Below are 26,369 nucleotides of genomic sequence, written 5' to 3' on the forward strand. Positions count from 1 at the left end.
CGCCGGACCCGCCCCGCAACGGGCGGTCCGGCGTACGGCCCCTACAGCGCGCTCTCCGCCCGAGCCGGCTCCTTGCCCGCCTTGACGTGGACCGGCCGCTGCCGTGGTGACAGGGCCAGGTAGGCCAGGCCGCCCACGGCGCCCGACAGCAGGAAGCTGCAGTCCACACCCTGGGTCAGGGACAGCAGCGGGCCTTCGTAGGACGGGAGGGACACCGCGAGCAGACCCACCGCGGCGCCCGCCGCCCAGGATGCCGTCGCCCGTACGTTCCAGCCGGAGCGGTACCAGTAGATCCCTCCGCGCGCACGGCGGTTGAAGACCTGCAGCGCGTCGGCGTCGTAGACACCCCGGTCGCGTACGAAGCCGATGAGGGTGATGACCGCCCACGGCGTGCCGATCGCCGTCAGCAGCAGGACGAAGGACGTCATCGCCGACTGCGCGTTCCAGGCGTAGTGGCCGACGAAGACGCAGACGGTGGCGACGACGGCGACCGTGCAGGTGGCCCGGGCACGGGAGGCGCGCGGCAGGATCGCGTCCAGGTCGAGGCCCATCGAGTAGAGCATCAGCCCCGCGTTGCCGACCGAGCCCGCGGAGGCGGCGAGGAGAAGCGGGACCAGGTACCAGCCGGGGGAGGCGTCGACGAGCGGCCCGGCGTAGTCGAGGGCGGCACGGGCCGCATACGCCGTGAAGGTGCCGAAAAGTTGCGGGACCAGCAGACCGAGGATCAGGCCGAGCCAGGTCGCGTGCAGGACCCGGCGGGCGGAGTGGCGGGCCGGGGAGATGTACCGGGTGTAGTCGCCGAGGAGGGTGATGAAGGCGACCGGGCCGGAGAGGCCGGCGGCCACCGTCGCGAGGAACCAGGTGGGCCAGAACCCGCCCAGCAGATAGCCGCCCGCCTCCGGCAGCGCGGACGCCGTGAAGTGCGGGGCGTACGCGATCACGCCGAGGGCCAGGAGCGCCGTCATCCCGATCGTGAGGGCGCGGGAGAGGGTGAGCAGCACCCGGTAGCCGTAGACGGCGCCGGCGACGGTCGCCGCGGCGAGCAGCGCGTAGACGAAAGCGTAGGCCCCGCCGTTCGTCGTCAGCCCGAACAGGCGGTGCAGCACGCTCACCATCACATCGCCGCCGACCCAGACGGTCAGGGTGGTGTAGCCGAGGGCGAGCAGCAGCCCGACCACCGAGCCGACCAGCCGGCCGCGCACGCCGAACTGGGCGCCGGACGACGTCGACAGGTTGGTGGCCGTGCGCAGGGACACCAGTGCCAGCGGGGCCGTGAACAGGGTGCCGACCACCGTGCCGACGACGATCGAGCTGAGAGAGGCCCACCAGCCGAGCCCGAAGGAGGGGGGCAGCCAGCCGAAGATGATCACGCCGAGGCACAGATTGGACCCGACCAGGATCGAGACCAGATCGCGGGGCCCACTGGTGCGTTCCTCGTCCGGGATGGTGTCGACTCCGCGCTGTTCCATTGGCATGGCAGGTCTCCTTCGATGGCCGCCCAAGTGTTAGAGCGACGTTCAATGTCGCGTAGCCGTCGGATGCTAGTCAACGGTTCCTTTCTGAGGGATTGATGTTTAGAGTGATGCTCTAACTCATGGGAGGCAAGGAGGTGCCGCGTCGTGAGACTCACTCCCACGGAACGTGACCGACTGCTGCTCTTCGGGGCCGCCGAACTGGCCCGCGCGCGCCGGGCCCGGGGACTGAGGCTGAATGTCCCGGAGGCCACCGCGCTGATCGCGGACACCGTCTGCGAGGCCGCCCGCGACGGCAGGCGGCTCGCCGAGGCCATCGAGGCGGCCCGGTCCGTGCTCGGCCCGGACGATGTGCTGCCGGGCGTAGCGGACGTCGTCACCGAGGTGCATGTAGAGGCCGTCTTCGACGACGGGTCACGGCTCGCGGTGGTCTCCGACCCGATCGGGGGCGGGCTGGGCGACGAGGCCCCGGGAGCCCTGCTGCCGGGCCCGGAGCACGCCGAGCCGGAGGCGGTCACGAGGCTCACGGTCACCAACACCGCGACCGTGCCCGTCTCGGTCACCTCCCACTTCCACTTCTTCGAGGCCAACCCCCGACTCGGCTTCGACCGCGAGAAGTCCTACGGCATGCGGCTCGCCGTGCCCGCCGGGTCCTCGGTGCGGTTCGGGCCCGGCGAGAGCGTGGAGGTCGGACTCGTACCGATCGGTGGCGAGCGGGTCGCGATCGGGTTCGCGGGGCTCGTCGACGGGCCGCTGGACGCGCCGGGGGCGAAGGAGGAGGCCCTGCGCCGGGCCGCCGCCTGCGGATATCTGGGAGCTTCGGGGACCGGACGCGAAGGAGACGCACGATGAATCCGTACGAGTACGCCGCCACCCACGGCCCCCGCGCGGGCGATCGCGTCCGCCTCGGGGACTCGGGTCTGGTGATCCGTGTCGAGTCGGACGCGCAGCGCCACGGTGACGAGTTCCTCGCCGGGTTCGGCAAGACCGCCCGCGACGGCCTGCACCTCAAGGCGGCGGCCGTGCGCGAGACCTGCGACGTCGTCATCAGCAACGTGGTCGTGATCGACGCGGCCCTCGGCATCCGCAAGGTGTCGATCGGCATTCGCGAGGGACGCATCCGCGCGATCGGGCGCGCCGGCAACCCCGACACCCTCGACGGTGTCGACGTCGTGGTCGGCACGGGCACCTCGATCGTCTCCGGTGAGGGGCTGATCGCCACCGCCGGGGCCGTCGACACCCATGTCCATCTGCTGTCGCCGCGCATCATGGAGGCCTCGCTGGCCTCCGGCGTGACCACCATCATCGGCCAGGAGTTCGGTCCGGTGTGGGGTGTCGGCGTCAACTCGCCGTGGGCGCTGCGGCACGCCTTCAACGCGTTCGACGCCTGGCCCGTCAACATCGGCTTCCTGGGCCGCGGTTCGTCGTCCGACCCCGCGCCCCTGATCGAGGCGCTGGCCGAGGGCGGCGCCTCCGGCTTCAAGGTGCACGAGGACATGGGCGCCCACACCCGCGCCCTCGACACCGCCCTGCGCGTCGCCGAGGAACACGATGTCCAGGTCGCCCTGCACAGCGACGGTCTGAACGAGTGCCTGTCCGTCGAGGACACGCTCCGGGTCCTCGACGGCCGCACCATCCACGCCTTCCACATCGAGGGCTGTGGCGGCGGGCATGTGCCGAACGTCCTGAAGATGGCGGGCGTGCCGAACGTCATCGGCTCCTCCACCAACCCGACGCTGCCCTTCGGCCGGGACGCCGTCGCCGAGCACTACGGCATGATCGTCTCGGTCCACGACCTGAAGACGGACCTGCCCGGGGACGCCGCCATGGCCCGCGACCGCATCCGTGCCGGAACCATGGGCGCCGAGGACGTGCTGCACGATCTGGGTGCCATCGGCATCACCTCCTCGGACGCGCAGGGCATGGGGCGCGCGGGAGAGACCGTGCGCCGCACCTTCGCGATGGCCGGGAAGATGAAGGCGGAGCTGGGACCCCTGGAGGGTGACGGCCCGGACGACGACAACGCCCGCGTCCTGCGCTACATCGCCAAGCTGACCGTCAACCCGGCCATCGCGCACGGCCTCGCGCACGAGGTGGGCTCCCTGGAGGTCGGCAAGCTGGCCGACATCGTGCTGTGGCGGCCGGAGTACTTCGGCGCCAAGCCGCAGCTCGTGCTCAAGTCCGGCTTCCCGGCGTACGGGGTGGTCGGTGACCCGGGCGCGGCCACCGACACCTGCGAACCCCTCGTCCTCGGCCCGCAGTTCGGCGCGCACGGCGCGACCGCCGCCGACCTCTCCGTCGCCTTCGTCGCCCAAGCGGCCCTGGACCAGGGGGCCGACCGGATACCCACCCGGCGCAGAAGGGTCGCGGTCCGCGGCACCCGCGGCATCGGCCCCGCCGATCTGCGCCTCAACTCCCGTACCGGAACGGTCGACGTCGACCAGCGCACCGGCCTGGTCATCCTCGACGGCGCGCCGGTCCGCTCCGAGCCCGCCGACTCGGTGTCCCTCAACCGCCTGTACTTCCTCTGACCCCGTGAGGACCCCCGCCATGAGCACCCCCGCCGCCGACGGCTTCCGCATGCCCGCCGAGTGGGCCCCACACGAGCGCACCTGGATGGCATGGCCGGGCCCCAACCCGACCTTCGACGACCCCGGTGACCTCGCCGCCTCCCGTGCGGCCTGGGCCTCGGTCGCCCGCGCCGTCCGCCGCTTCGAACCGGTCACCGTGGTGTGCGGCCCCGGCCAGGCCGCCGGGGCGCGCGCCCTGCTGGGCGAGGGCATCGAGACCGTCGAGCGGGATCTGGACGACGCCTGGATGCGCGACATCGGCCCCACCTTCCTCACCAACGGGCGGGAACTGGCCGCCGTGGACTGGACGTTCAACGGCTGGGGCGCCCAGAGCTGGGCCCGCTGGGAGCACGACGCGAAGATCGGCGCGTGTGTCTCGGACCTCGCGGGCGCGCGGACGTACGCCTCGAAGCTGGTCAACGAGGGCGGCGCGATCCATGTCGACGGCGAGGGGACCGTCCTGCTCACCGAGACCGTGCAGCTCGGCCCCGAACGCAACCCGCACTGGACGAGGGAGCAGGTCGAGGCGGAGATCCACGCCCACCTCGGCACCCGCAAGGCGATCTGGCTGCCGCGCGGCCTGACCGCCGACTACCCTCCGCACGGCTTCGGCACCCTCGGCCATGTCGACATCGTCGCCGCCTTCGCCCGCCCCGGCGTGGTCCTCGCCCACCACCAGCCGGACCCCGCCCACCCCGACCACGAGGTCACCCAGGAGGTCATCGGGATCCTGAGGTCGGCCACCGATGCCCGGGGCCGCGCTCTGGAGGTCGTCGAGGTGCCCGCGCCGACCGTTCTGGAGACCGACGGCCACTGGGCCGACTACTCGTACATCAACCACTACCTGTGCAACGGCGGCGTCGTGCTGTGCGCCTTCGACGACCCCCGCGACGAGAGGGCCGCCGGCATCTTCCGCCGGCTGTTCCCGGAGCGGACGGTGACGCTCGTGGACGCCCGGACGATCTTCGCGGGCGGGGGCGGCATCCACTGCATCACCCAGCAGCAGCCGAGGGTCCCGTCGACGGAGGCGGTCAGGTAGAACGTACGGGTGGATGTACTGCTCTGCACCGTGTGCGGCCACCGTCCGACCGAGCCCGCGGAGGCCGGAGAGTGACTCGCAGACGCAATGTCGCCCCGCCCCGTGAGGACGTCCTCGCCGCCGCCATGGCCATGATCGCCGAGCGAGGTCTGGAGCGGCTCACCATGGCGGCGCTCGGCCGGGAGGTCGGGATGAGCAGCGGCCATCTGCTCTACTACTTCCGGTCCAAGGACGAGCTGCTTCTGCGGGCCCTGGAGTGGAGCGAGGGCAGACTCGGCACCGAGCGCGCACGGCTGCTCTCCCGGAGGGCCCCGGCCCGGGAACGGCTCGACGCGTATGTCGACCTGTACGTCCCCGACGGCCACCGGGACCCGCACTGGACCCTGTGGCTGGAGGTGTGGAACCGCTCGCAGAACGCGGACGACGACGCCCGCGACCGGCAGGCAGCCATCGAGGGCGCCTGGCACCGCGACCTGGTGGCGCTGCTCGCCGAGGGGGTGTCGCGGGGCGAGTTCCGGCCGGTGGACCCGGACCGCTTCGCCGCCCGGCTGCGCGCCCTCCTCGACGGCTTCTCCATCCATGTGGCGATCGGGCTGCGGGGCACCGACCGGGAGCAGGTTCTCGGCCATGTACGGGAGTTCCTGGACGAGTCGCTGGGCGGGCCGGCGCGCGCGGACGACTGATCAGCCGTCCTGGCGGTACGGCATCGGGCACATTGACCCGGGTCGGGTGACGCGTTTGCAATCCTCGGAGTCCTCGGTGAGGGACCGGGGGGCGACGGGGTTTCGGGGGCCATGTCCATGACCGCTCGGATGTCCTCCAACGCCGCGCGACGGTGTTCGGTTCGGTCGCGGCCGACCTGGTGGCGGGGACACCGACGACGTGGCCGACATCTTCGTCCGCCGGCCGAGACGACCCGCCCCGCGCCGTGAACGCAATGAACGAAACCCGAGGCCCTCTTGTCGCACCAGCGAACGCCCGGCACGTTACGGCTCATGGGACGAGAGCACTGGAAGAGGATCTGGATCGGGTCGGCCGGCAACATGGTGGAGTGGTACGACTGGTTCGTCTACGCGAGCTTCGCCACCTACTTCGCGGGGGCCTTCTTCCCCGACGGGAACCCCACGGCCCAGCTCATGAACACCGCGGGCATCTTCGCGGTCGGGTTCTTCATGCGCCCGGTCGGCGGCTGGCTGCTCGGCCGGGTCGGTGACCGCAAGGGCCGCAAGGCCGCGCTGACCCTCACGGTCACGCTGATGTCCGCGTCGGCGATCCTCATCGCGATCGCGCCGACCTACGCCGTCGCCGGGTACGGGGGCGCGCTCGTCCTACTGCTCGCCCGTCTGTTGCAGGGCCTCTCGGTGGGCGGCGAGTACGCGGCCAGCGCCACCTACCTCACCGAGGCGTCCGACCCGAAGAGGCGCGGCTTCGCCTCCAGCTTCCAGTACGTGTCGATGACCGCCGGGCAGATCGTGGGCCTCGGCCTCCAGATCCTCCTGCAGCGCACGATGTCCGACGACGCGCTGCACAGCTATGGCTGGCGCATCCCGTTCGTGGTGGGCGCCCTCGGCGCGGCGGTGATCTTCTATCTGCGGCGGAACATGCCGGAGACGGAGGTCTACGAGGCCGACGGGACAGGCGGCGAGGAGCGCGGCACGCTGCGCGCTCTGTGGCGCCACAAGCGCGAGGCCCTCCTGGTGATCGCCCTGACCATGGGAGGCACGGTCGCGTACTACACGTACACCACGTATCTCACCAAGTACCTGTCGAACTCGGCGGGGCTGTCCAAGCAGACCGCGACCCTGGTCTCCTTCACCGCACTGATCGTCTTCGCCTGCCTCCAGCCGCCGGCCGGCCGGCTCTCCGACCGGATCGGCCGCCGCCCGCTGCTGATCAGCTTCGCGGTGGGCTCCACGTTCCTGACCGTGCCGATCCTGACGCTGCTGAAGCACGCGGGGAGCTTCTGGCCGGCCCTCGGGCTGGCGCTGTCGGCCCTGGTCGTGGTCACCGGATACACGTCGATCAACGCGTGTGTGAAGGCGGAGCTGTTCCCGACGGGCGTCCGCGCCCTCGGAGTCGCCCTGCCGTACGCCCTGGCCAACGCGCTGTTCGGCGGCACCGCGGAATATGTCGCCCTGTGGTTCAAGAACGCGGGCGCCGAGTCCGGTTTCTTCTGGTATGTGGCGGGCTGTGCGGCGGTGTCGCTGGTGGTGTATCTCTCCATGCGGGAGACCCGCGACCTGGATCTGACCCGGATGGACTCCACCGAGTCGTCCACGCTGACGACCGCATCCTGAGACAGCGGTGAGTGTGGGGGCGGAATGTGCCAGACTGCCCCCGTGCTTACGTTCGCCATGATGATTGGCAGCAGGCGCGCCGGTCCGCAGTGACCGCCTCGTACGACCAGGTACGGGCGGCCATCGTCGTCCTCGACCCGCGCGCAGACCTCTCGCACCCGCGAGAGGTTTTTCGTTTTCCTGGCCCACCATCAGCCGGGAGCGGAAGCGCGAGGGACCATGGAAGGACGGTGGAGCCGGTCATTCCGGTAGACCGAGATCCCATACAGGAGCCTTGAGACCATGACGGCAACCAGCGAACTCGACGATTCGTTCCACGTCTTCGACACCACGCTGCGCGACGGCGCGCAGCGCGAGGGCATCAACCTCACCGTCGCGGACAAGCTGGCCATCGCACGGCACCTGGACGACTTCGGCGTGGGCTTCATCGAGGGTGGCTGGCCCGGCGCGAACCCGCGGGACACCGAGTTCTTCGCCCGCGCCCGGCAGGAGATCGACTTTCGGCACGCCCGGCTCGTCGCGTTCGGTGCCACCCGCCGGGCGGGCGGCAAGGCGGCGGAGGACCCCCAGGTCAGGGCGCTGCTGGAGTCGGGCGCGCCGGTGATCACCCTGGTCGCGAAGTCCCATGACCGCCATGTCGAGCTGGCCCTGCGCACCACGCTCGACGAGAACCTCGAGATGATCCGCGACACCGTCTCGCATCTGCGGGCCGAGGGCCGCCGGGTGTTCGTCGACTGCGAGCACTTCTTCGACGGCTACCGGGCGAATCCGCAGTACGCCAAGGCGGTGGTCAGCGCGGCGTGGGAGGCCGGCGCGGACGTCGTCATCCTCTGCGACACCAACGGCGGCATGCTGCCGGCGCAGGTCCATGCGGTGGTCTCCACGGTCCTGGCGGACACGGGCGCCCGGCTCGGCATCCATGCACAGGACGACACGGGGTGCGCCGTCGCGAACACCCTCGCGGCGGTGGACGCGGGCGCCACGCATGTGCAGTGCACGGCCAACGGCTACGGCGAGCGGGTGGGCAACGCCAATCTCTTCCCGGTCGTGGCGGCCCTGGAACTGAAGTACGGCAAGAAGGTGCTGCCCGACGGCCGGCTCCGAGAGATGACGCGCATCTCGCACGCGATCGCCGAGGTCGTCAATCTGACGCCCTCCACGCATCAGCCGTACGTGGGTGTCTCGGCCTTCGCGCACAAGGCGGGCCTGCACGCGTCCGCGATCAAGGTCGACCCGGACCTGTACCAGCACATCGACCCCGAGCTGGTGGGCAACACCATGCGGATGCTGGTCTCCGACATGGCGGGCCGGGCCTCGGTCGAGCTCAAGGGCAAGGAACTGGGCGTCGACCTGGGAGGCGACCGGGAGCTGGTCGGCCGGGTCGTGGAGCGCGTGAAGGAGCGCGAGCTCAAGGGCTACACCTACGAGGCCGCGGACGCGAGCTTCGAACTCCTGCTGCGGGAGGAGGTGGCGGGGAAGCCGTTGCGCTACTTCCGCACCGAGTCCTGGCGGGCCATCGTCGAGGACCGCCCCGACGGCACCCACGCCAACGAGGCGACGGTGAAGCTCTGGGCGAAGAGCGAACGCATCGTCGCGACGGCGGAGGGCAACGGCCCGGTCAACGCCCTGGACCGGGCGCTGCGGGTGGCCCTGGAGAAGATCTACCCCCAACTCGCCGCGTTCGAGCTGGTCGACTACAAGGTCCGCATCCTGGAGGGCAAGCACGGCACCCAGTCCACGACCCGCGTGCTCATCTCCACGTCCGACGGCCGGGGCGAGTGGTCCACGGTCGGGGTGGCGGACAACGTGATCGCGGCGTCCTGGCAGGCGCTGGAGGACGCGTACACCTACGGCCTGCTGCGGGCCGGGGTGGAGCCCGCGGAGTGACGCCCCGGGGCGGCGCCTCAGCAGGAGTCCGCGGCGAGCTCCTCGAACGCGCCGCGGCTCCTGGCGCGGCCGTCGGCCCCTACCCGGCCGGGCGCAGCGCGGCGATGTTCCGCCGCCCCCTCCCGTCGAGGGGGCGGCGCCCGCGTCACCCCTCAGGCTACTGAAGCCGCCACTTCTGGTTCGCCGCACCTGTGCACGACCAGATCTGCGCCCGGGCCCCGTTCGCCGAACTGTTGTCCGTCACGTCGAGGCACCTGTTCGCCGCAAGGTTGACCACATCACCTGTCGAAGGGTCGTACGACCACTGTTGGGCACCGGTCCCGTTGCAGTCGTACAACTGGACCTTCGCCCCGTCCGCGGTCGAACCGCCCGACACGTCCAGGCACTTGCCGAGCGCCTGAACGGAACCGTCGGCCTTCACCGTCCACTGCTGGGCACTCGTCCCGTTGCAGTCGTAGAGCTGCACCGCGGTGCCGTTGGCGCTCGACGCCCCGGCCACATCCAGGCACTTGCCCGCGAGGCCCACGAACGCCCCCGACCGGTCACCGCCGCCCGACTGCGTCCCCGACCAGGTGAAGGTCGCCGATGTCTTCCCGGGCAGCGAGTAGGTCGCGTGCCCGCCGCCCCAGTTGATCGTCACGGTCTTCGCCGACGACGCGTCGTTGTACGCGATCAGCGCCTTCGAGCCGTCCGGGTTCCGCCAGGCCACGTTCGGCACCGCCGAGCTGGCCGTCGACGCGATGCGCTGCGCGCCGGGCCGCACGAACTTCGTCAGATGGCCCATCGTGTAGTACTCGATCGTGTAGTCGACCGTACCGCTCGCCCTGTCCCCGTTGTGGACCGTGATCAGGCCGGTGCAGGTGCCGCAGCCGCCGTTGTGCGGGCCCATGTTCTGGTCGACCGCGAGCGACCACTTCGTCACCGACTTCGCCCAGTTCCGGGTGTAGTCGACGATGTTGAGCATGTCCTCGCGCTGCTGGTTCGCGATCCAGGTGCCGCCCGAGTGCTCGGTGCCGAACGCGTCGAGCTGCGGGTACTGGTTGTGGACGCTGGTCTGCTTGGTCACGTCGCCGCCGTACCCGTGCCAGGCGATCCCGCCGAAGTTGGGGTGCGAGCGGACCGCCGCGTCGTCCACCGTCTGGGCGGCGTAGGAGTCGTAGGTGTCCCAGTTCCAGTCGTGCGCCAGCACCTTGGTCGCGAGGCCCGCCGCCTGGAGTTTCGGCAGCAGCTCGGTCTTGGTGAAGTACGCGAGGCCGGAGGCGTTCCAACTCATCGACGGATAGCCCGAACAGCACGTCGGCTCGTTCTGGGCGGTGACGTAGGAGACGGGGATGCCCTGGTCCTTGTACGCCTGGAGGTACTTCACGAAGTAGGACGCGTAGGCCTCGTAGTCCTCCGCCTTCAGCCAGCCCCCGTTGAGCTGCCCGCTGTCCTTCATCCAGGCGGGCGCCGTCCACGGGGTGGCCATCACCGTGAGCGAGGGGTTGAGCTGGAGCGCCTGCCGTGTCAGCGGCACCACGTCGGCCAGGTCGTGCGCGATCGAGAACTTCGTCAGGCCGGGGTCCGTCTGCCCGGCCGGAACGTCGTCGTAGGTGTAGCCGTAGCGGGCCAGGTCCGAGGCGCCCATCGGGTTGCGCAGGAACGACAGCCCGATTCCGTCGGTCGGTGAGAACAGCTTCCGCATGGTCGCGTCCCGTGTCGCCTGCGACAGCGCCCCGCTGCTGTTCATCAGCCAGGCCGCGGTGTCCGTGAAGGAGGCGCCGCCGCCGGTGAAGGTCTGGTAGCGGGTGTTCTCGTCGACGGTGATGTTCTCGCCATCGCCGCCGCTGCCCGACTGGAACGCGAACGGCGCCTGGGCCTGGAGTCCGCGCACCACATGCCGTCCGCCGCTGTCGTCGGTCGTGGTCAGCCAGGCCGTGACCTGCTCGCCGGCGGCGTGGGCGGGCAGGGTGCCCGCCACGGTCAGGCCGGCACAGGTCAGCAGCCCGGCAAGGAGCACGCGCACCGCGCGCAGGGGAGTTCTCATGGAGCGCCGCCCTTCTGGGGGTGGGGGATGGGAGGCGTGCGAGGCGTGAGTAAATGACGACACCGGGGCCGCGTCAAGGGGGTGCGCGTTCAGTTCCCGAAGGGACAACGCATCTGCCGTCACGGGTAGTTGGGTCCGTACCGGTTCTGGCGTGACGTCTTGACGGTGGAACGGTGCGCCAGTTAACTCACGCCGTGATCTAAGTCGTAAGCCCACTATGGGGACTACGAGAGCCAAAGGGAAGGTACATGCGAAGAACCGCCCTGCTCGCCTCCGCCGCCCTGCTCACCGGCCTGCTCCCGCTCATCGCCGTCGGCACCGCGTCCGGCGCCGACGATCCCGCCCCCGTCCCGGTCGACCGCTTCGAGGGCGAGGTGCCCTTCGCGAGCCAGCCCGCCGACGGCATCTTCACCTGGGGCGGCGACGCCGACGACCCTCCCGCGCTCCGGCTCACCGACCGCACGGACGCCCCCGAGGGCGCCAAGGTCCTCACCGGCACTTACGACATCAGCGGCTACGGCGGCTTCACCCATGACTTCGCCGCCGGGCAGCCCGCCCACGACTGGTCCGCCCACCAGGGCATCCGCTTCTGGTGGGACGGTCAGGACAACGGCAAGAAGGTCGCCTTCGAGATCAAGGACGGCGGCGCGAACGGCGAGGCCTCCGAGCTGTGGACGACCTCCTTCACCGATGACTTCAGCGGCTGGAAGCAGATCCAGATCCCGTTCGGCGACTTCACCTATCGCACGGACTACCAGCCCGTCGGCGGGATCGACCACGTCCTCGGCCTCACCGAGATGTGGGGCTACGCGGTCACCCTCCCGGTCGGCGTCAAGGGCCGCTTCGCCATGGACGACGTCGAGCTATACGGCAGGGCCGACCAGTCCCGGAGGGCCTCCGTCACCACGGACTCCGCCGTCTACCCGGTCAAGGAGGGCGGCACGGCCCGGGTGAGGGTCACCGTCGCCACCACCGGCTCCGCCCCCCTCGACGAGCCCGTCACCGTCGCCTACGACACATCCGGCGGCACCGCCCGGCCCGGCACCGACTACGCCCCCGCCCAGGGGACCCTGACCTTCCCGGCCGGGACCGCCTCCGGCAGCACGCGGACCATCGACGTGAGCACCCTCGAGGACAAGGCCGCCGAGCCCGCCGAGACGATCCCGCTCAGGCTGACCGTCACCGGCGCCAAGGCCCCCGCCGAGACCCCGCAGGTGGTCATCGACGCCCACGGACTGCCGTACCTGGACAGCAGACTGCCGGTGCGCCGGCGGGTCGCGGATCTGCTCTCCCGGATGTCCCTGGAGGAGAAGGCCGGCCAGATGACCCAGGCCGAGCGTGCCGGCCTCACCTCTCAGGGCGACATCGCGGCCTACGACCTGGGCTCGCTGCTGTCCGGAGGCGGCTCGACCCCGACGCCCAACACCCCCGAGGCCTGGGCGAAGATGATCGACTCATTCCAGCTGAGGGCACAGGCGACCCGGTTCCAGATCCCGCTGATCTACGGAGTCGACGCCGTCCACGGCCACAACAACCTCGCCGGCGCCACGGTCATGCCGCACAACATCGGCATGGGGGCCACCCGCGATCCCCAACTGGCCGAGCGCACGGGGGCGGTGACGGCCAGTGAGGTGCGCGCCACCGGCGTTCCCTGGGACTTCGCGCCCTGTCTGTGTGTCTCGCGCGACGAGCGCTGGGGCCGCTCCTACGAGTCCTTCGGTGAGGACCCGGCGCTCGTGGAGTCCATGGAGACGATCATCCAGGGCCTCCAGGGACGCGCGGACGGCCGGGACCTGAACCGCAACGACAAGGTCCTCGCCACCGCCAAGCACTTCGTCGGCGACGGCGGCACCGAGTACGGCTCGTCGACCACGGGCTCGTACAAGATCGACCAGGGCGTCACCAAGGTCACCCGGCAGCAGTTGGAGGCCGTCCACCTGGCCCCGTTCCAGACGGCCGTCGACCGCGGCATCGGCTCGGTCATGCCGTCGTACTCGTCGCTCGACATCCTCGGCGACGGCCGGGGACCGGTGAAGATGCACGCCCGCGCCGACATGATCAACGGCGTGCTGAAGGGCCGGATGGGCTTCGACGGGTTCGTCATCAGCGACTGGAACGCCATCGACCAGCTCCCCGGCGACTACGCGTCCCACGTGCGCACCTCGGTCAACGCCGGCGTCGACATGATGATGGTCCCGTACACCTACAAGGACTTCCGCTCGGCGCTGATCGACGAGGTGAAGGCGGGCCGCGTCAGCGAGAAGCGGATCGACGACGCCGTCTCGCGCATCCTCACGCAGAAGTTCCGGCTGGGGCTCTTCGAGCACCCGTACGCCGACACGAGCGGCGCCGCCGGGATCGGCTCCGCCGAGCACCGGGCCGTGGCCCGGCAGGCGGCCGCCGAGTCCCAGGTGCTGCTGAAGAACGCGGGCGGGGTGCTGCCGCTCAGGAAGAGCCAGAAGGTCTATGTCGCCGGTTCCAACGCCGACGACCTCGGCAACCAGACCGGCGGCTGGACCATCACCTGGCAGGGCGCGTCCGGCACCCACACCCAGGGCACGACCATCCTCCAGGCGATGCGCAAGGCCGGGGGAGACGTCACCTACTCCAAGGACGCCTCGGCACCGCTGACCGGCTACGACGTCGGAGTGGTCGTCGTCGGCGAGACCCCGTACGCCGAGGGCGTCGGCGATGTCGGCAACGGGCACTCCCTGCAGCTCTCCGCCGCCGACCAGGCCGCCGTGGGCAAGGTGTGCGGCGCCATGAAGTGCGCGGTGCTGATCGTCTCCGGGCGTCCGCAGGTGATCGGCGACCGGCTCGGCGAGGTCGACGCCCTGGTGGCCTCCTGGCTGCCGGGCACCGAGGGCGACGGCGTGGCGGACGTGCTCTACGGCAGGCGCCCGTTCACCGGGCAGCTCCCGGTGACCTGGCCGAAGTCGGAGTCCCAGCTGCCGATCAACGTCGGTGACGCGTCGTACGACCCGCAGTTCCCGTACGGCTGGGGGCTGACCACGCTCACCGGGGTTCCTCGAGGCGGCACGGCGACCCTGAAGGCGCTGGCGCGCGCGGCCGCCGTGGCCGAGCGGTCGGGCTCCGCGGGCGCGGGCCGTGAGATCGTCACCAAGGCCCGGCTGCTCGTCCAGCGCAAGGCGGGATCAGCGCTCACGGCGGCGGTCTCGGGACCGTTCGCGGACGCGGACCATCTGCTGCTGACGGGGAAGTACGCGGCGGCGGTGGCCAAGCTGACGGAGGCATACCGGGCGGTTGCCTGACATCTCCGGACAGGGGGCGGTGCGCACCGGGCACCGCCCCCTTCCGCACCCTGCTTCCGCACCCCCTTCCGGCCGTCGCGTTCCGGTCGCCTTCGGGTAGCGTCGAGGTATGAAGGCCGTACTGGTCAAAGGACTCGCCGTACCGCTGGTCGCGCTGCTCATGGCGGCCCTGACGGTGCTGTACGCAGGCGTGCCGCGCGCACAGGCCGCGACGGACGTGTCGGCCGTCGCCGCGGCGCTGCGCAAGGGACCGGTCTACGTCGACCCGGCGGCTTCCGGACAACTGTCCTCCCGGGACGCCGGCGCCCTCGCGAAGAAGATCGAGGACGCGGGCAAACCGGTCTTCGTGGTCGTCCTTCCCGCCGGCTACCCCACCCGGAACCTGTTCTCCGACCTCCGCACGGCCACCGGTATCACCGGGGTGTACGCGATCCGCCTCGGCGACCGCTTCGACGCCCGGGCCGACTCCTCGGTGCTGCCCCGCACCGCCGTGCGGAACCTGGTCGCCAGCGTGCAGGGCGAGTCCGTCAAGGCCCAGCTCAACGACTTCACCGACCGTGCGCTCGTCAACGTCCGGGGTCACGCCCCGTCGAGCTGGGGCGGGTCGGGCGGCAGTAGCGGGGTCTCCTCCACCGCGCTGATCGCGGTCGCCGCGGTGCTGGTGGCCGGCGGCGCGGGCGCCTACGCGCTCGTCCGGCGCGGGCGGCGCCGACGGGAGGAGGAGCAGCGGGCCGCGCTCCGGAAGCTGCGGGTCGTGGTCGACGAGGACATCACCGCCTTCGGTGAGGAACTGGACCGCCTGGACTTCCACCCCGGGGAACCGGGCGCGGACGACGCGATGCGCGAGGACTACGAACGGGCCCTGAACGCCTACGACCAGGCGAAGTCGGCCATGGCCGCGGCGCAGCGCCCGGAGGACGTGAAGGCCGTCACCCAGGCACTGGAGGACGGCCGCTTCTCGCTGGCGGTGCTCGCCGCCCGCCGGGAGGGCCGCCCCCTGCCCGAGCGCCGGCCGCCGTGCTTCTTCGATCCGCGCCACGGCCCGTCCGTCGCCGACGCCCTGTGGACGCCCCCGGGCGGCGCCTCGCGCGAGGTGCCGGTCTGCGCGGCGGATCGGGCCCGGCTGGCCGACGGCCTCGACCCCGCGGTCCGCGAGGTCGACACGGAGTACGGCCGCCGCCCGTACTGGGATGCCGGCCCTGCCTACGGCCCCTGGGCGGGCGGCTACTTCGGCGGTGGCATCCTCCCCGGCCTGCTGGTCGGCACGGTGCTCGGCAGCATGATGTCCACCCCGGCGTACGCGGCGGACTACGGCGCGGGCTACGGCGACTTCGGGGGCTACGACGGCGGAGACATGTCCGGCGCGGACTTCGACCCCGGGGACTTCGGCGGCGGATTCGGCGACGGCGGGGGAGGGGACTTCGGCGGGGGCGGCGGAGGGGACTTCGGCGGGGGGTTCTGACCCGGCCGCCGTGGCGTCAGGCGCCCTCGTGGGGCGCGTCGGTGTTCGCGAGCCGCTCCGTCAACGCGGCCGCCGGCGCCGCACCCCGCGTTCCGTCTCGCCGGGCGATAAGAGTCCGAGGCGCCCGGCGTTCCGTCTCGCCGGGCGGGGAGAGTCCGGCGCCGGCACCCCGCGTTCCCGCTCGCCGAGCGGGCAGAGCCCGGCGGCGAGCCGTGCGTCCCGCTGGGCGGTGGCCCGCGACGGCGTCCGGCGCCCCTCCTCGGTGAGCCGCGACGCGGACTGACGACGGCCCGCGGCGCTGCCGGGCGGCTGCTCCCGGTACGGGGACGCCCCACGGTGCGTCCCCGCGAACGGCGCCCAGGTGCCACGGCCTGCGGACGGCCGCCGCCGGGGACATCGGCGCCTGACCCCCGACCGCCGACAGCCGAGAGCCCGTCCTCCGCAGGGGTGGCGGAGGACGGGCTCGGTCGGGGAGACCGCGAGGCGCGGGGCCGACGCGGTGCTGCGCGGCGGCAAGGGTCACGCCTGCTTGATCGCCGAGATGTCGAAGACCAGCTTGATCTTGTCCGAGACCAGCACGCCGCCCGTCTCCAGTGCCGCGTTCCAGGTCAGGCCCCAGTCCGAGCGCAGGATCTCCGCCTTGCCCTCGAATCCGACGCGCTCGTTGCCGAACGGGTCCTTGGCCGCGCCGTTGAACTCCAGGTCGATGGTGATCGGCCTGGTGGTGCCGAGGATGGTGAGGTCGCCGGTGATCCGGTAGTCGTCGCCGCCCAGCGCCTGCGCCCCGGTGGAGCGGAACGTCATCATCGGGTGCTCGTCGGTCGTGAAGAAGTCGGCGCTCTTGAGGTGGCCGTCGCGGTCGGCCGAGCCCGTGTCGATGCTGTCCATCTTCACATCGATGGAGGCCGTGGACTTGGAGGGGTCCGCGCCGTCCAGGTGCAGCGTGCCCTCGAAGTCCTGGAAACCGCCCTTGACGTTGGTCACCATGGCGTGACGGGCCACGAAACCGATCGTGGTGTGCGAGGGGTCCACCGTGTAGTCACCGGTCAGCGCGGCGAGGTCGGGGTTCACCGCGGCGGGGGTGGTGGCGGTGGCGGCGCTCTTGCGGCCGAAGATGCCCATGATCCTGCTCCTAGGGGGACGGTTCCCGGCTCCCGGGAAGAGAGGCCGGACGGGGAAAATCTGTTGAATCTTCAATGAGGACGACGTGAACGACGGTAACGCGATTCCGTTCAACTTTCAACCTTGTCGCCGCCGTGTCCTCTCGTAGGGCCATGTGCCACGTCCCGGCGGGGCGGGTACGGTGAGGGGTCGCCGCCGTTCGGGGTTCCGCGTCACTCCGGGGATGGCATGTGCGGCGCCGAATGCGCCGTGGTATCCGAGTGACCCCTTTGTGAGGGGCCTACAACGCTCGGCCCCCTGAAGCAGTCGGATCGGCTGCATCCGGGCATGGTTCTGTTCAGGGGTACCAGGAAAACGGGCCGGAGACTGTACGGAGTCAACGGGCCGCTTTCCTTGGTGGACTTCGTAAGGTCGCTACATGACCGTTTTGGACGAGGCTGTAGATTCCGGGAGCGAGCCCACCGACGCGCGCGGGCGCGTCGCCGAACTGCACGAGATCCGTGCGCGGGCCCTGGCAGGTCCCAGCGAGAAGGCGACCGAGGCGCAGCACGCCAAGGGCAAGCTGACGGCCCGGGAGCGGATCGAGCTGCTCCTGGACCCGGGGTCCTTCCAGGAGGTCGAGCAGCTGCGCCGCCACCGGGCGACCGGGTTCGGCCTGGAGGCCAAGAAGCCGTACACCGACGGTGTGATCACCGGATGGGGCACGGTGGAGGGCCGTACGGTCTTCGTCTACGCCCATGACTTCCGTATCTTCGGCGGCGCCCTCGGCGAGGCCCACGCCACGAAGATCCACAAGATCATGGACATGGCCATCGCGGCCGGCGCCCCGCTGGTCTCCCTGAACGACGGCGCCGGCGCCCGTATCCAGGAGGGCGTCAGCGCGCTCGCGGGTTACGGCGGCATCTTCCAGCGCAACACCAAGGCCTCCGGTGTCATCCCGCAGATCAGCGTGATGCTCGGCCCCTGCGCGGGCGGCGCCGCCTACAGCCCCGCCCTCACCGACTTCGTGTTCATGGTCCGCGAGACCTCCCAGATGTTCATCACGGGTCCGGACGTGGTCAAGGCCGTCACGGGCGAGGAGATCACCCAGAACGGCCTGGGCGGCGCCGATGTGCACGCCGAGACCTCCGGCGTCTGTCACTTCGCCTACGACGACGAGGAGACCTGCATCGCCGAGGTGCGCTACCTGCTGTCTCTCCTCCCGCAGAACAACCGGGAGAACCCGCCGCGGGTCGAGCCCGCCGACAGCGTGGACCGCCGCAGCGACGTGCTGCTGGACCTGGTCCCGGCCGACGGCAACCGCCCGTACGACATGGCCAAGGTCATCGAGGAGATCGTCGACGACGGCGAGTACCTGGAGGTCCACGAGCGCTGGGCGCGCAACATCATCTGCGCACTCGCCCGCCTGGACGGCCAGGTGGTGGGCATCATCGCCAACCAGCCGCAGACCCTCGCCGGGGTCCTGGACATCGAGGCCTCGGAAAAAGCTGCGCGCTTTGTCCAGATGTGTGACGCTTTTAACATTCCGCTGGTGACGCTCCTGGACGTCCCCGGGTTCCTGCCCGGTGTCGATCAGGAGCACGGCGGAATCATCCGCCATGGCGCGAAGCTGCTCTACGCCTACTGCAACGCGACCGTGCCGCGGATCTCGCTGATCCTGCGCAAGGCGTACGGAGGTGCGTACATCGTCATGGACAGCCAGTCCATCGGGGCGGACCTCACCTACGCCTGGCCGACCAACGAGATCGCCGTGATGGGCGCGGAAGGTGCCGCCAACGTCATCTTCCGCCGCCAGATCGCGGGCGCGGAGGACCCGGACGCCATGCGGGCGCGGATGGTCAAGGAGTACAAGTCCGAGCTGATGCACCCGTACTACGCGGCGGAGCGCGGCCTGGTGGACGACGTCATCGACCCGGCCCAGACGCGTGAGGTGCTCATCAAGTCCCTGGCGATGCTGCAGGCGAAGCACGCGGACCTGCCCGCCCGTAAGCACGGCAACCCCCCGCAGTAACCGAGCGGATCCATCGCGGCAACCCCGCGGACCCCTCTCTTACGGAGACTTACACCATGAACACTCCCGACATCCGCGTCGAGAAGGGCCACGCCGGCCCGGAGGAAGTCGCCGCCATCACGGCCGTCCTCCTGGCCCGTGCGGCCGCCCAGCCCGATGTCTCGCCGTCCCACCGTGGCCGCGCCAAGGCAGGCTGGCGCCGCCTGGAGCGCGAGCCCGGCTTCCGGGCGCCCCACAGCTGGCACAGCTAGGCGCTTCGCCCCTCAGCAGTCCGAGAAGGGCCCCTCCGTCACGGAGGGGCCCTTCTCGGTGTCCGGGGGAAAAACCGCTGTCCAGGGGAAAACCGGTGTGGGGGAAAGCCAGGTGCGCAGGGAGAAAAGAGAATCCCGCGCCCCACAAGGGGCGCGGGAACCGCGCGAGCGACCACGCACCGGCCCGCGGAGACGCGTTACCGCAGGCGGGCCATGAGGGCATGTTCGACCAGGGTGATCAGGGCGCTCTTGGCGTCCGCGCGGTGGCGGGCGTCGGTGGTGATGATCGGGGTGTCCGGGCCGATCTGGAGTGCCTCGCGGACCTCGTCGGGGGCGTAGGGCTGGTGTCCGTCGAAGCCGTTGAGGGCGATGACGAAGGGCAGGCCCGAGTTCTCGAAGTAGTCCACGGCCGGGAAGCAGTCGGCCAGGCGGCGGGTGTCGACGAGCACGATGGCGCCGATGGCGCCGCGGACCAGGTCGTCCCACATGAACCAGAAGCGGTCCTGGCCGGGGGTACCGAACAGGTACAGGATCAGGTCCTGGTCCAGGGTGATGCGGCCGAAGTCCATGGCCACCGTGGTGGTGGTCTTGTCCCCGGTGTGGGTGAGGTCGTCGATGCCCGCCGAAGCAGACGTCATGACGGCCTCCGTGCGCAGCGGGTTGATCTCCGAGACGGCGCCGACGAACGTGGTCTTGCCCACGCCGAAGCCGCCCGCCACCACGATCTTCGCGGAGGTGGTGGAGCGGGAAGGACCGCCGCTAGAGCTTGCGAAGTCCACTGAGCACCCTTTCGAGCAGTGTCACGTCTGGCTGGCCGCCGGCGTTCTCGTCGCCGCCGGGCTGATGGATGGCGACCAGACCCGCCTCCGCCAAGTCGGCGACGAGGATTCTGGCCACGCCGAGAGGGATCGTGAGCAGCGCCGAGATCTCGGCCACCGACTTGATCTCCCGGCAGAGGTTGCAGATCCGCTGATGTTCGGGCAGCTGGCCCTGCATCTGGTGCGGCTGCGCGGTGGTGTGCACCAGCGCCTCGATGGCGAGCTGGTAGCGCGGCCTGGTGCGGCCGCCCGTCATGGCGTACGGACGCACCAGAGGGTTGTGCGACGACCCCGCGGGCGCCGCCTCGGGGGCGCGGCGCTGCGGCTGCACGGGCTGGATGCGCGGCGCCGGCGGCTGGTCGTACGGCGAGGGGCCGGGACCCTGGGGCGCGTACGGCTGACGCCGCGGGCTCGGTGCGGAGGGGAAGTTGTACCGGTTCTGTTCACCCTGGCCCTGGCCGGGGCCATAGGACCAATTACCCGCGGGCGAACCGCCTGGGGGTGTTGCCACGTTCTCTCCTCCTCCAACTGCGCTGGGCACCCATCCTCGTGGAAGCCGCGTCCCGAAACCTTACGGTGCCGGGACGCCAATACACACCGTTCGTCTGTTAGTTGAGAAGGCTTCCCTGGAGCTCCGCCCGAAGGTCGGGAGTGAGGACCGTACCGGCACGGTCCACCAGAAGGGCCATTTCGTACCCGATGAGGCCGATGTCTGCCTCCGGGTGCGCGAGAACCGCGAGCGACGAACCGTCGGAGATGGACATGATGAAGAGGAATCCCCGCTCCATCTCCACAACCGTCTGGTTCACGCTGCCGCCCTCGAAGATGCGGGAGGCGCCCGCCGTCAGCGAGGTCAGACCGGAGGCGACGGCCGCCAGCTGGTCGGCGCGATCGCGCGGGAAGCCTTCGGACATCGCCAGAAGGAGTCCGTCGGCGGAGACCACCACCGTGTGGGACACACCGGGGGTGTTGTCCACGAAGTTGGTGATCAACCAGTTCAGGTTCTGTGCCGCCTGGCTCATCGGGCTCACACTAACGCTCCTGGTCGTAGGTGCTGTCAGGACCGAAGCCCTGGCCGTTCGTTTCACTGCCTGCGCTGCGTCCGCGCTGGACGCCTCGACGCAGGTTGCTCAGCCTGCCCCGGACATCCTCCGGGGCACGGGAGACCTGTGGGCCTCCCTGCGGGGTCGCTTCCGCGGCGCCCTCCATGAGGTTCGCCCTGGGCACGCGCCGCGGCAGACCGGAAGAGGTGACCCCGCCCGCCTTGGGCTTCCGGAGCTGCGACGCCTGCTGCCACCGCTGGTCGTTGGCGGAGCGCCAGTCGTCGCCCTTCTCCGTGGCCGCCGGCGGATCCTGCGTCACGGGCTGCGTCCGGCCGGCCGTGCCGTTCGCGGTGGAACCGCGGCGGGGCAGTCCGGCGTCGGTCAGCGCGTGACCGGCGGAGGGGGTCTGTCCCGGACGGTCGAAGCCTACGCGGTCCTGCTCACTCACGTCAGCGGCCTGCGTGGATTCCGTTTCCGGAGCGTAATCGGCGCGGTAGCCGTTCTGGAAGTCGTCCCTCTTCGACCAGTCGTCCTGGTAGGGCGACTCGTCGAAGGCCGTGAACGTATCCGAGGCGGTGGCCTGGCCCGCAGAGTGGTTCTGCTGGAGCGGCTCCGTATAGCCGGGCTCCGGGTAGCCGCCGCCGGACGGGAAGCCGTCACTCTGCGGCAGGGCGCCGTTCTGCGGGAAGTACTGCTCGTCGTACGCAGGCTGCTGGGGCTCCTCGTACGCCGTCTGCCGGTCGTACGCGGCCTGCTGGTCACCGTACGCGTGCTGCCCGTTGCCGTAGGCCTGCTGGCCGTTGTCGTACGCGGGCTGGGGCGTCTCGAAGCCCTCCTGGTACGCCGGAGCGGCTCCCTGCTCCTCCTGCGGCCTGCTGTGACCCTGTGCCTGGGCCTCCAGAGCAGCACGGCGCTCCTCGCGCATCAGCGAGCGGCCGACGGGGTCCAGTCCGCGGATGTCGTCCGGGGCCTCGGAGTAGCGGCTGTCGTCGAAGCCCAGCTCCGCGGCCGTACGCATCGGCAGCGGCGAGCCGAAGTCCTCACCCTGGAACCTCTGCTCCGGGATGATCTGCGACACCGTGAACTCGTCTCGCTCCAGCGGCTGCTCGCCGCCACCGCCGTGGGTGATGGCGTCGGGGAGCATGACCAGCGAGGTGGTGCCGGCCTGCTCGCCGGAGGGGCGCAGCTGGACCCGGATGCCGTGCCGGTCGGACAGCCGGCCGACCACGAACAGACCCATGCGCTGCGAGATCGCGGCATCCACGGTCGGCGGGTTGGCCAGCTTGTGGTTGATGTCCGCGAAGTCCTCGGCCGTCAGGCCGATGCCCTTGTCGTGGATCTCGACCATGACGCGGCCGTCTGGCAGACGGGTCGCGGTCACCCGGACCTTGGTCTGCGGCGAGGAGAACGTGGTGGCGTTCTCCAGCAGCTCGGCGAGCAGGTGGACGAGGTCGGTCACGGCGCGGCCGTGGATCTCGGCCTCCGGGACACCGGACAACTCGATGCGCTCGTACTGCTCCACCTCGGAGGAGGCCGCGCGCAGCACGTCGACCAGCGGAACCGGCTGGTCCCAGCGGCGGCCCGGCTCCTCGCCCGCGAGGACGAGGAGGTTCTCGCCGTTGCGGCGCATACGGGTGGCGAGGTGGTCCAGGCGGAAGAGGTTCTCCAGCTGGTCCGGGTCGGCCTCGTTGTTCTCCAGGTCGGTGATCAGGGTCAGCTGGCCCTCGATCAGCGACTGGTTGCGGCGCGAGAGGTTGGTGAAGATCGCGTTGATGTTGCCCCGCAGCAGCGCCTGCTCGGCGGCGAGCCGGACCGCCTCGCGGTGGACCTGGTCGAAGGCGCGGGCGACCTCGCCGATCTCGTCCGTGGTGGCGATCGGGATGGGCGCGACACGGGTGTCGACACGGCCGGGGTCGGTCCGCGAGAGCTGGTCGACCAGCATCGGCAGCCGCTGCTCGGCGACGCCGAAGGCGGCGTTGCGCAGCTGGCGCATCGAGCGGCTCATCTGCCGGGCCATGAGGCCGGCGATGATGAACGCGGCGAGCAGGGCGACGACGACGATGGCACCGGTGATGAGCGCGGACTGCTGGGCGTCGTCGGCGATGGCCGAGGCGTCCGACACGGCCTTGTCGGCGAGGTCCGACTCGATCTGACGGTAGGCGTTGTACTTGAGGGTGGTCACCGCCCACCAGTTCGCGGGGGTGACGCCCTGCTGGGCGAGCGCGGCGACGGCCGTCTGGTTCGGGGCCGGCAGGGTGGCGAGCGCCGACACCATGTTCGTCGCGGGGTCGGACGTGGGGGTGGAGGGCGGCGGCACGTACGTCTTGCCCTCGGATTGCGCCTTGGCGGCCGCCTGCTGGGCCAGGGCCTTGCCGTCCGCCTGCAGCTGTGTCTTGGCCTCGTCCAGTTTCCTGGCGTCCGCCGCGGTACCACCGCCGATGTACTCCTCGACGGCGATGCCCTCGAGGTAGGCGTACGAGGAGAGGGAGACACGCTGCTTGGCGAGGTTCTGGGCGTCGGGGCCGGGCTTGATCAGCAGGTGCATACCGATCGAGCGCTCCAGCGAGAGCGCGGCCTTGGTGAGCGAGATGGCGTAGACGGTGCGGCCGTAGCTGGTGATGTTGCCGGTGCCGAGGCCGAGCTCGTTGGCGAACTCCATCAGCGGGTGCGCGACCTCGACGTAACCCTCTTCCGTCTGCACGCCCTTGAGCTTGGAGGTGTACGCCATCTGGCGCAGTGCCGGCAGCTTCTTCTCGGCCGTGCGGAAGATGCCGAGGCGGCGCTCCAGGCCGGGCTTGTGCGGCATGTTCCGGGCGGCCAGGTCGAAGGCTTCCGCGGCCTTGTCGGTGGCGGCCCGTACCTGGCGGACGGTCGGGTCCTTCGCGCCCTCGCTGTCCGGTTTCAGCAGGGGTTCCGCGGACGCGTCGCGCTCCTGGTAGAGCGCGTCGGCGTAGCGCAGGGACGCCTGCACCAGCCGGGCGGTGTTCTCGGCGTCCTTGGCCTGGTTCCAGGTGTCGATCGAGCTCTTCACCTGGAAGCCGCCCATGACCAGGCCGACCAGCACGGGGATGAGCAGGATCGCGTTCAGCCTGGTCGGCACGCGCCAGTTGCGCGGGGAGAAGCGGCTGCCACTGGGCGGCGTAGCCGTCGGCTCCGGACCGGGCACGTGTGCGGGTGCCGCTCCGCGCGGCGGCGGGGTGAAGTTGCCCCGTGCCGACGGCTCGGGACTTTTCTTGCTTCGCCTCACTCGACCAACAACCTCTCGGCGACGGCACCTACGTCGTGCCGCGGTGTCTCCAGAGCCCCGTCTGAGACCTGTACGTCCTTGACTACTGGGCAGTTCAGGCATTCCAGCACGTCAACCTGCGCGATTCCAAACACTCGGAAGTGAGGTTTCCGCCCGCTGTAAGCCCCAGATAAAACGGTCATAAAGAGCGAGCCCCGCCAAAAGGCGGGGCTTTTGTGAGCGCAGTGACACCGAACGACCGCGACGCGTGTCGATACCACCGGATTTCTCTGTCGAAACGTTATGAACAGCGGGGCCGACCGTGTCAAACACCACAGCCGGCCCCCGCATGTCTACGACAACTGCCGTATGGTGCGGACGACTTGATCTACCGCAGCCGGGCCATGAGGGCATGTTCGACCAGGGTGATCAGGGCGCTCTTGGCGTCCGCGCGGTGGCGGGCGTCGGTGGTGATGATCGGGGTGTCCGGGCCGATCTGGAGTGCCTCGCGGACCTCGTCGGGGGCGTAGGGCTGGTGTCCGTCGAAGCCGTTGAGGGCGATGACGAAGGGCAGGCCCGAGTTCTCGAAGTAGTCCACGGCCGGGAAGCAGTCGGCCAGGCGGCGGGTGTCGACGAGCACGATGGCGCCGATGGCGCCGCGGACCAGGTCGTCCCACATGAACCAGAAGCGGTCCTGGCCGGGGGTACCGAACAGGTACAGGATCAGGTCCTGGTCCAGGGTGATGCGGCCGAAGTCCATGGCCACCGTGGTGGTGGTCTTGTCCCCGGTGTGGGTGAGGTCGTCGATGCCCGCGGACGCGGACGTCATGACGGCCTCCGTGCGCAGCGGGTTGATCTCGGAGACGGCGCCGACGAACGTGGTCTTGCCGACACCGAAGCCGCCCGCCACCACGATCTTCGCGGAGGTGGTCGCCCGGCCTCCGTCAGAGCTTGCGAAGTCCACTGAGCACCCTTTCGAGCAGTGTCACGTCCGGCGCGCCGCCGTTGTTCTCGTCGCCACCCGGCTGGTGGATCGCGACAAGACCGGCTTCCGCGAGGTCCGCGACGAGGATCCGTGCCACACCGAGCGGCATGGCGAGGAGCGCCGACACCTCGGCCACCGACTTCACCTCGCGGCACAGGTGGCAGATCCGCTGGTGCTCCGGCAGCAGTCCCATCAGCTGGGCCGGGTCTGCCGTCGTGCTGATCAGCGCCTCGATGGCGAGCTGATAGCGCGGCCGGGTCCGGCCGCCGGTCATCGCGTACGGACGTACCAGCGGCTGGTCGCCCTCGTCCCCGTACGGCTCGGCGTACGGATCATGATGGGCGGTGGGCGGGGTCATGAATCCTCCGGGCGGGACAGCAAGTCGGTCAGTCGTGCCGTCTGACGGGGCCGGTGGGGGGATTGTGGCGGCCGGACGGTGATTTGGTGAGGTGGGTGGTGCCTGGACCTATCAGTGGAGCAGACTGCCCTGGAGCTCGGCGCGCAGGTCGGGCGTGAGGACCGCCCCCGCGCGGTCCACCAGGAGCGCCATCTCGTAGCCGACGAGACCGATGTCGCACTCGGGGTGGGCGAGCACGGCGAGCGACGAGCCGTCCGAGATGGACATGAGGAAGAGGAACCCGCGTTCCATCTCGACGACCGTCTGCGCCACGGTGCCGCCCTCGAAGATCCGGGAGGCCCCGGCGGTCAGCGAGGTGAGCCCGGAGGCGACGGCCGCCAGCTGGTCGGCGCGATCCCTTGGGAAGCCTTCCGACAGCGCCAGAAGGAGTCCGTCGGCGGACACGACGACGGTGTGGGACACCCCGGGGGTGTTGTCCACGAAGTTGGTGATCAACCAGTTGAGGTTCTGTGCCGCCTGGCTCATCGGGC

Annotated in this window: 20 protein-coding genes; 10 read left to right on the forward strand and 10 right to left on the reverse strand. The window is 70.5% G+C overall.

The genetic code is table 11. From position 1 onward, the window contains the following. Nucleotides 1–41: 41 nt before the first annotated feature. Nucleotides 42–1,475 (reverse strand): cytosine permease, encoded by a 1,434-nt coding sequence (locus ACIP94_RS28545; RefSeq protein ID WP_402431686.1) that lies wholly within the window; start codon nt 1,473–1,475, stop codon nt 42–44. Nucleotides 1,476–1,619: 144 nt separating this feature from the next. Here ACIP94_RS28545 and ureA point away from each other — a divergent pair, with 144 nt between their 5' ends. From ureA to cimA, 6 genes are all read left to right on the forward strand, one after another. After that, entirely contained in the window at nt 1,620–2,324 is a 705-nt protein-coding gene (gene ureA / locus ACIP94_RS28550) for an urease subunit gamma (RefSeq protein WP_402431689.1), read from the forward strand. Continuing rightward, a complete protein-coding gene (locus tag ACIP94_RS28555) occupies nt 2,321–4,003 on the forward strand; it encodes an urease subunit alpha (protein ID WP_402431691.1) in 1,683 nt (560 codons plus the stop codon). Before ureA ends, ACIP94_RS28555 begins: the two co-directional genes overlap by 4 nt. 19 nt (nt 4,004–4,022) lie before the next feature. Further along, a complete protein-coding gene (locus tag ACIP94_RS28560; protein ID WP_402431694.1) occupies nt 4,023–5,081 on the forward strand; it encodes an agmatine/peptidylarginine deiminase in 1,059 nt (352 codons plus the stop codon). Between the two features lie 125 nt (nt 5,082–5,206). Beyond that, complete coding sequence (locus ACIP94_RS28565; protein WP_402431763.1) at nt 5,207–5,764, forward strand: TetR/AcrR family transcriptional regulator; 558 nt, start codon at nt 5,207–5,209, stop codon at nt 5,762–5,764. A gap of 312 nt (nt 5,765–6,076) precedes the next feature. Then, a complete protein-coding gene (locus ACIP94_RS28570; RefSeq protein ID WP_402431697.1) occupies nt 6,077–7,378 on the forward strand; it encodes an MFS transporter in 1,302 nt (433 codons plus the stop codon). 282 nt (nt 7,379–7,660) lie between these two features. Continuing rightward, nucleotides 7,661–9,265 carry a citramalate synthase gene (gene cimA, locus ACIP94_RS28575; protein WP_402431699.1) on the forward strand — a complete coding sequence of 535 codons (1,605 nt, stop codon included), beginning with the start codon at nt 7,661–7,663 and terminating at the stop codon, nt 9,263–9,265. Between the two features lie 157 nt (nt 9,266–9,422). Here cimA and ACIP94_RS28580 read toward each other — a convergent pair whose 3' ends face one another. Then, nucleotides 9,423–11,291 (reverse strand): ricin-type beta-trefoil lectin domain protein, encoded by a 1,869-nt coding sequence (locus ACIP94_RS28580; RefSeq protein ID WP_402431701.1) that lies wholly within the window; start codon nt 11,289–11,291, stop codon nt 9,423–9,425. 248 nt (nt 11,292–11,539) lie between these two features. Here ACIP94_RS28580 and ACIP94_RS28585 point away from each other — a divergent pair, with 248 nt between their 5' ends. Together ACIP94_RS28585 and ACIP94_RS28590 are read left to right on the forward strand one after the other, a co-directional pair. Then, nucleotides 11,540–14,563: a glycoside hydrolase family 3 protein gene (locus ACIP94_RS28585; RefSeq protein WP_402431704.1), complete on the forward strand. Its 3,024-nt coding sequence runs from the start codon at nt 11,540–11,542 to the stop codon at nt 14,561–14,563. Between the two features lie 109 nt (nt 14,564–14,672). Further along, nucleotides 14,673–16,025, forward strand: coding sequence for a hypothetical protein (locus ACIP94_RS28590; protein WP_402431707.1), 1,353 nt, complete (start codon nt 14,673–14,675; stop codon nt 16,023–16,025). Between the two features lie 519 nt (nt 16,026–16,544). On the opposite strand, the gene ACIP94_RS28595 is transcribed toward ACIP94_RS28590, so the two are convergent. Further along, on the reverse strand, nt 16,545–17,147 hold the full coding sequence (locus tag ACIP94_RS28595; protein WP_402431710.1) for a YceI family protein: 603 nt from the start codon (nt 17,145–17,147) through the stop codon (nt 16,545–16,547). A gap of 418 nt (nt 17,148–17,565) precedes the next feature. Between ACIP94_RS28595 and ACIP94_RS28600 the strand changes: the two genes are divergently transcribed. Together ACIP94_RS28600 and ACIP94_RS28605 are read left to right on the forward strand one after the other, a co-directional pair. After that, nucleotides 17,566–19,158, forward strand: a complete 1,593-nt coding sequence (locus tag ACIP94_RS28600) for an acyl-CoA carboxylase subunit beta (protein WP_402431712.1) — start codon at nt 17,566–17,568, stop codon at nt 19,156–19,158. A 56-nt stretch (nt 19,159–19,214) separates the two neighbouring features. Beyond that, the gene (locus tag ACIP94_RS28605) at nt 19,215–19,409 is read left to right on the forward strand and encodes an acyl-CoA carboxylase subunit epsilon (protein ID WP_402431715.1); all 195 of its coding nucleotides are present in this window, start codon (nt 19,215–19,217) and stop codon (nt 19,407–19,409) included. A gap of 197 nt (nt 19,410–19,606) precedes the next feature. Here ACIP94_RS28605 and ACIP94_RS28610 read toward each other — a convergent pair whose 3' ends face one another. The 7 genes from ACIP94_RS28610 to ACIP94_RS28640 all read right to left on the reverse strand — a co-directional run bounded on the left by ACIP94_RS28610 (nt 19,607) and on the right by ACIP94_RS28640 (nt 26,364). Next, nucleotides 19,607–20,188 carry a GTP-binding protein gene (locus tag ACIP94_RS28610; RefSeq protein WP_402431718.1) on the reverse strand — a complete coding sequence of 194 codons (582 nt, stop codon included), beginning with the start codon at nt 20,186–20,188 and terminating at the stop codon, nt 19,607–19,609. Further along, on the reverse strand, nt 20,169–20,738 hold the full coding sequence (locus ACIP94_RS28615; protein ID WP_402431720.1) for a DUF742 domain-containing protein: 570 nt from the start codon (nt 20,736–20,738) through the stop codon (nt 20,169–20,171). Before ACIP94_RS28615 ends, ACIP94_RS28610 begins: the two co-directional genes overlap by 20 nt. Before the next feature lie 97 nt (nt 20,739–20,835). Further along, nucleotides 20,836–21,249 carry a roadblock/LC7 domain-containing protein gene (locus tag ACIP94_RS28620; protein ID WP_004983065.1) on the reverse strand — a complete coding sequence of 138 codons (414 nt, stop codon included), beginning with the start codon at nt 21,247–21,249 and terminating at the stop codon, nt 20,836–20,838. 10 nt (nt 21,250–21,259) lie between these two features. Continuing rightward, nucleotides 21,260–24,517, reverse strand: coding sequence for a nitrate- and nitrite sensing domain-containing protein (locus ACIP94_RS28625; protein ID WP_402431723.1), 3,258 nt, complete (start codon nt 24,515–24,517; stop codon nt 21,260–21,262). 367 nt (nt 24,518–24,884) lie between these two features. Beyond that, complete coding sequence (locus tag ACIP94_RS28630; RefSeq protein ID WP_402431726.1) at nt 24,885–25,460, reverse strand: GTP-binding protein; 576 nt, start codon at nt 25,458–25,460, stop codon at nt 24,885–24,887. Then, nucleotides 25,441–25,839, reverse strand: a complete 399-nt coding sequence (locus tag ACIP94_RS28635) for a DUF742 domain-containing protein (protein WP_055493544.1) — start codon at nt 25,837–25,839, stop codon at nt 25,441–25,443. Before ACIP94_RS28635 ends, ACIP94_RS28630 begins: the two co-directional genes overlap by 20 nt. Before the next feature lie 111 nt (nt 25,840–25,950). Beyond that, nucleotides 25,951–26,364 carry a roadblock/LC7 domain-containing protein gene (locus ACIP94_RS28640; RefSeq protein WP_103838061.1) on the reverse strand — a complete coding sequence of 138 codons (414 nt, stop codon included), beginning with the start codon at nt 26,362–26,364 and terminating at the stop codon, nt 25,951–25,953. Nucleotides 26,365–26,369: the final 5 nt, after the last annotated feature.

It is taken from the genome of Streptomyces sp. NPDC093261 (genome assembly GCF_044753645.1).
GTDB lineage: Bacteria > Actinomycetota > Actinomycetes > Streptomycetales > Streptomycetaceae > Streptomyces.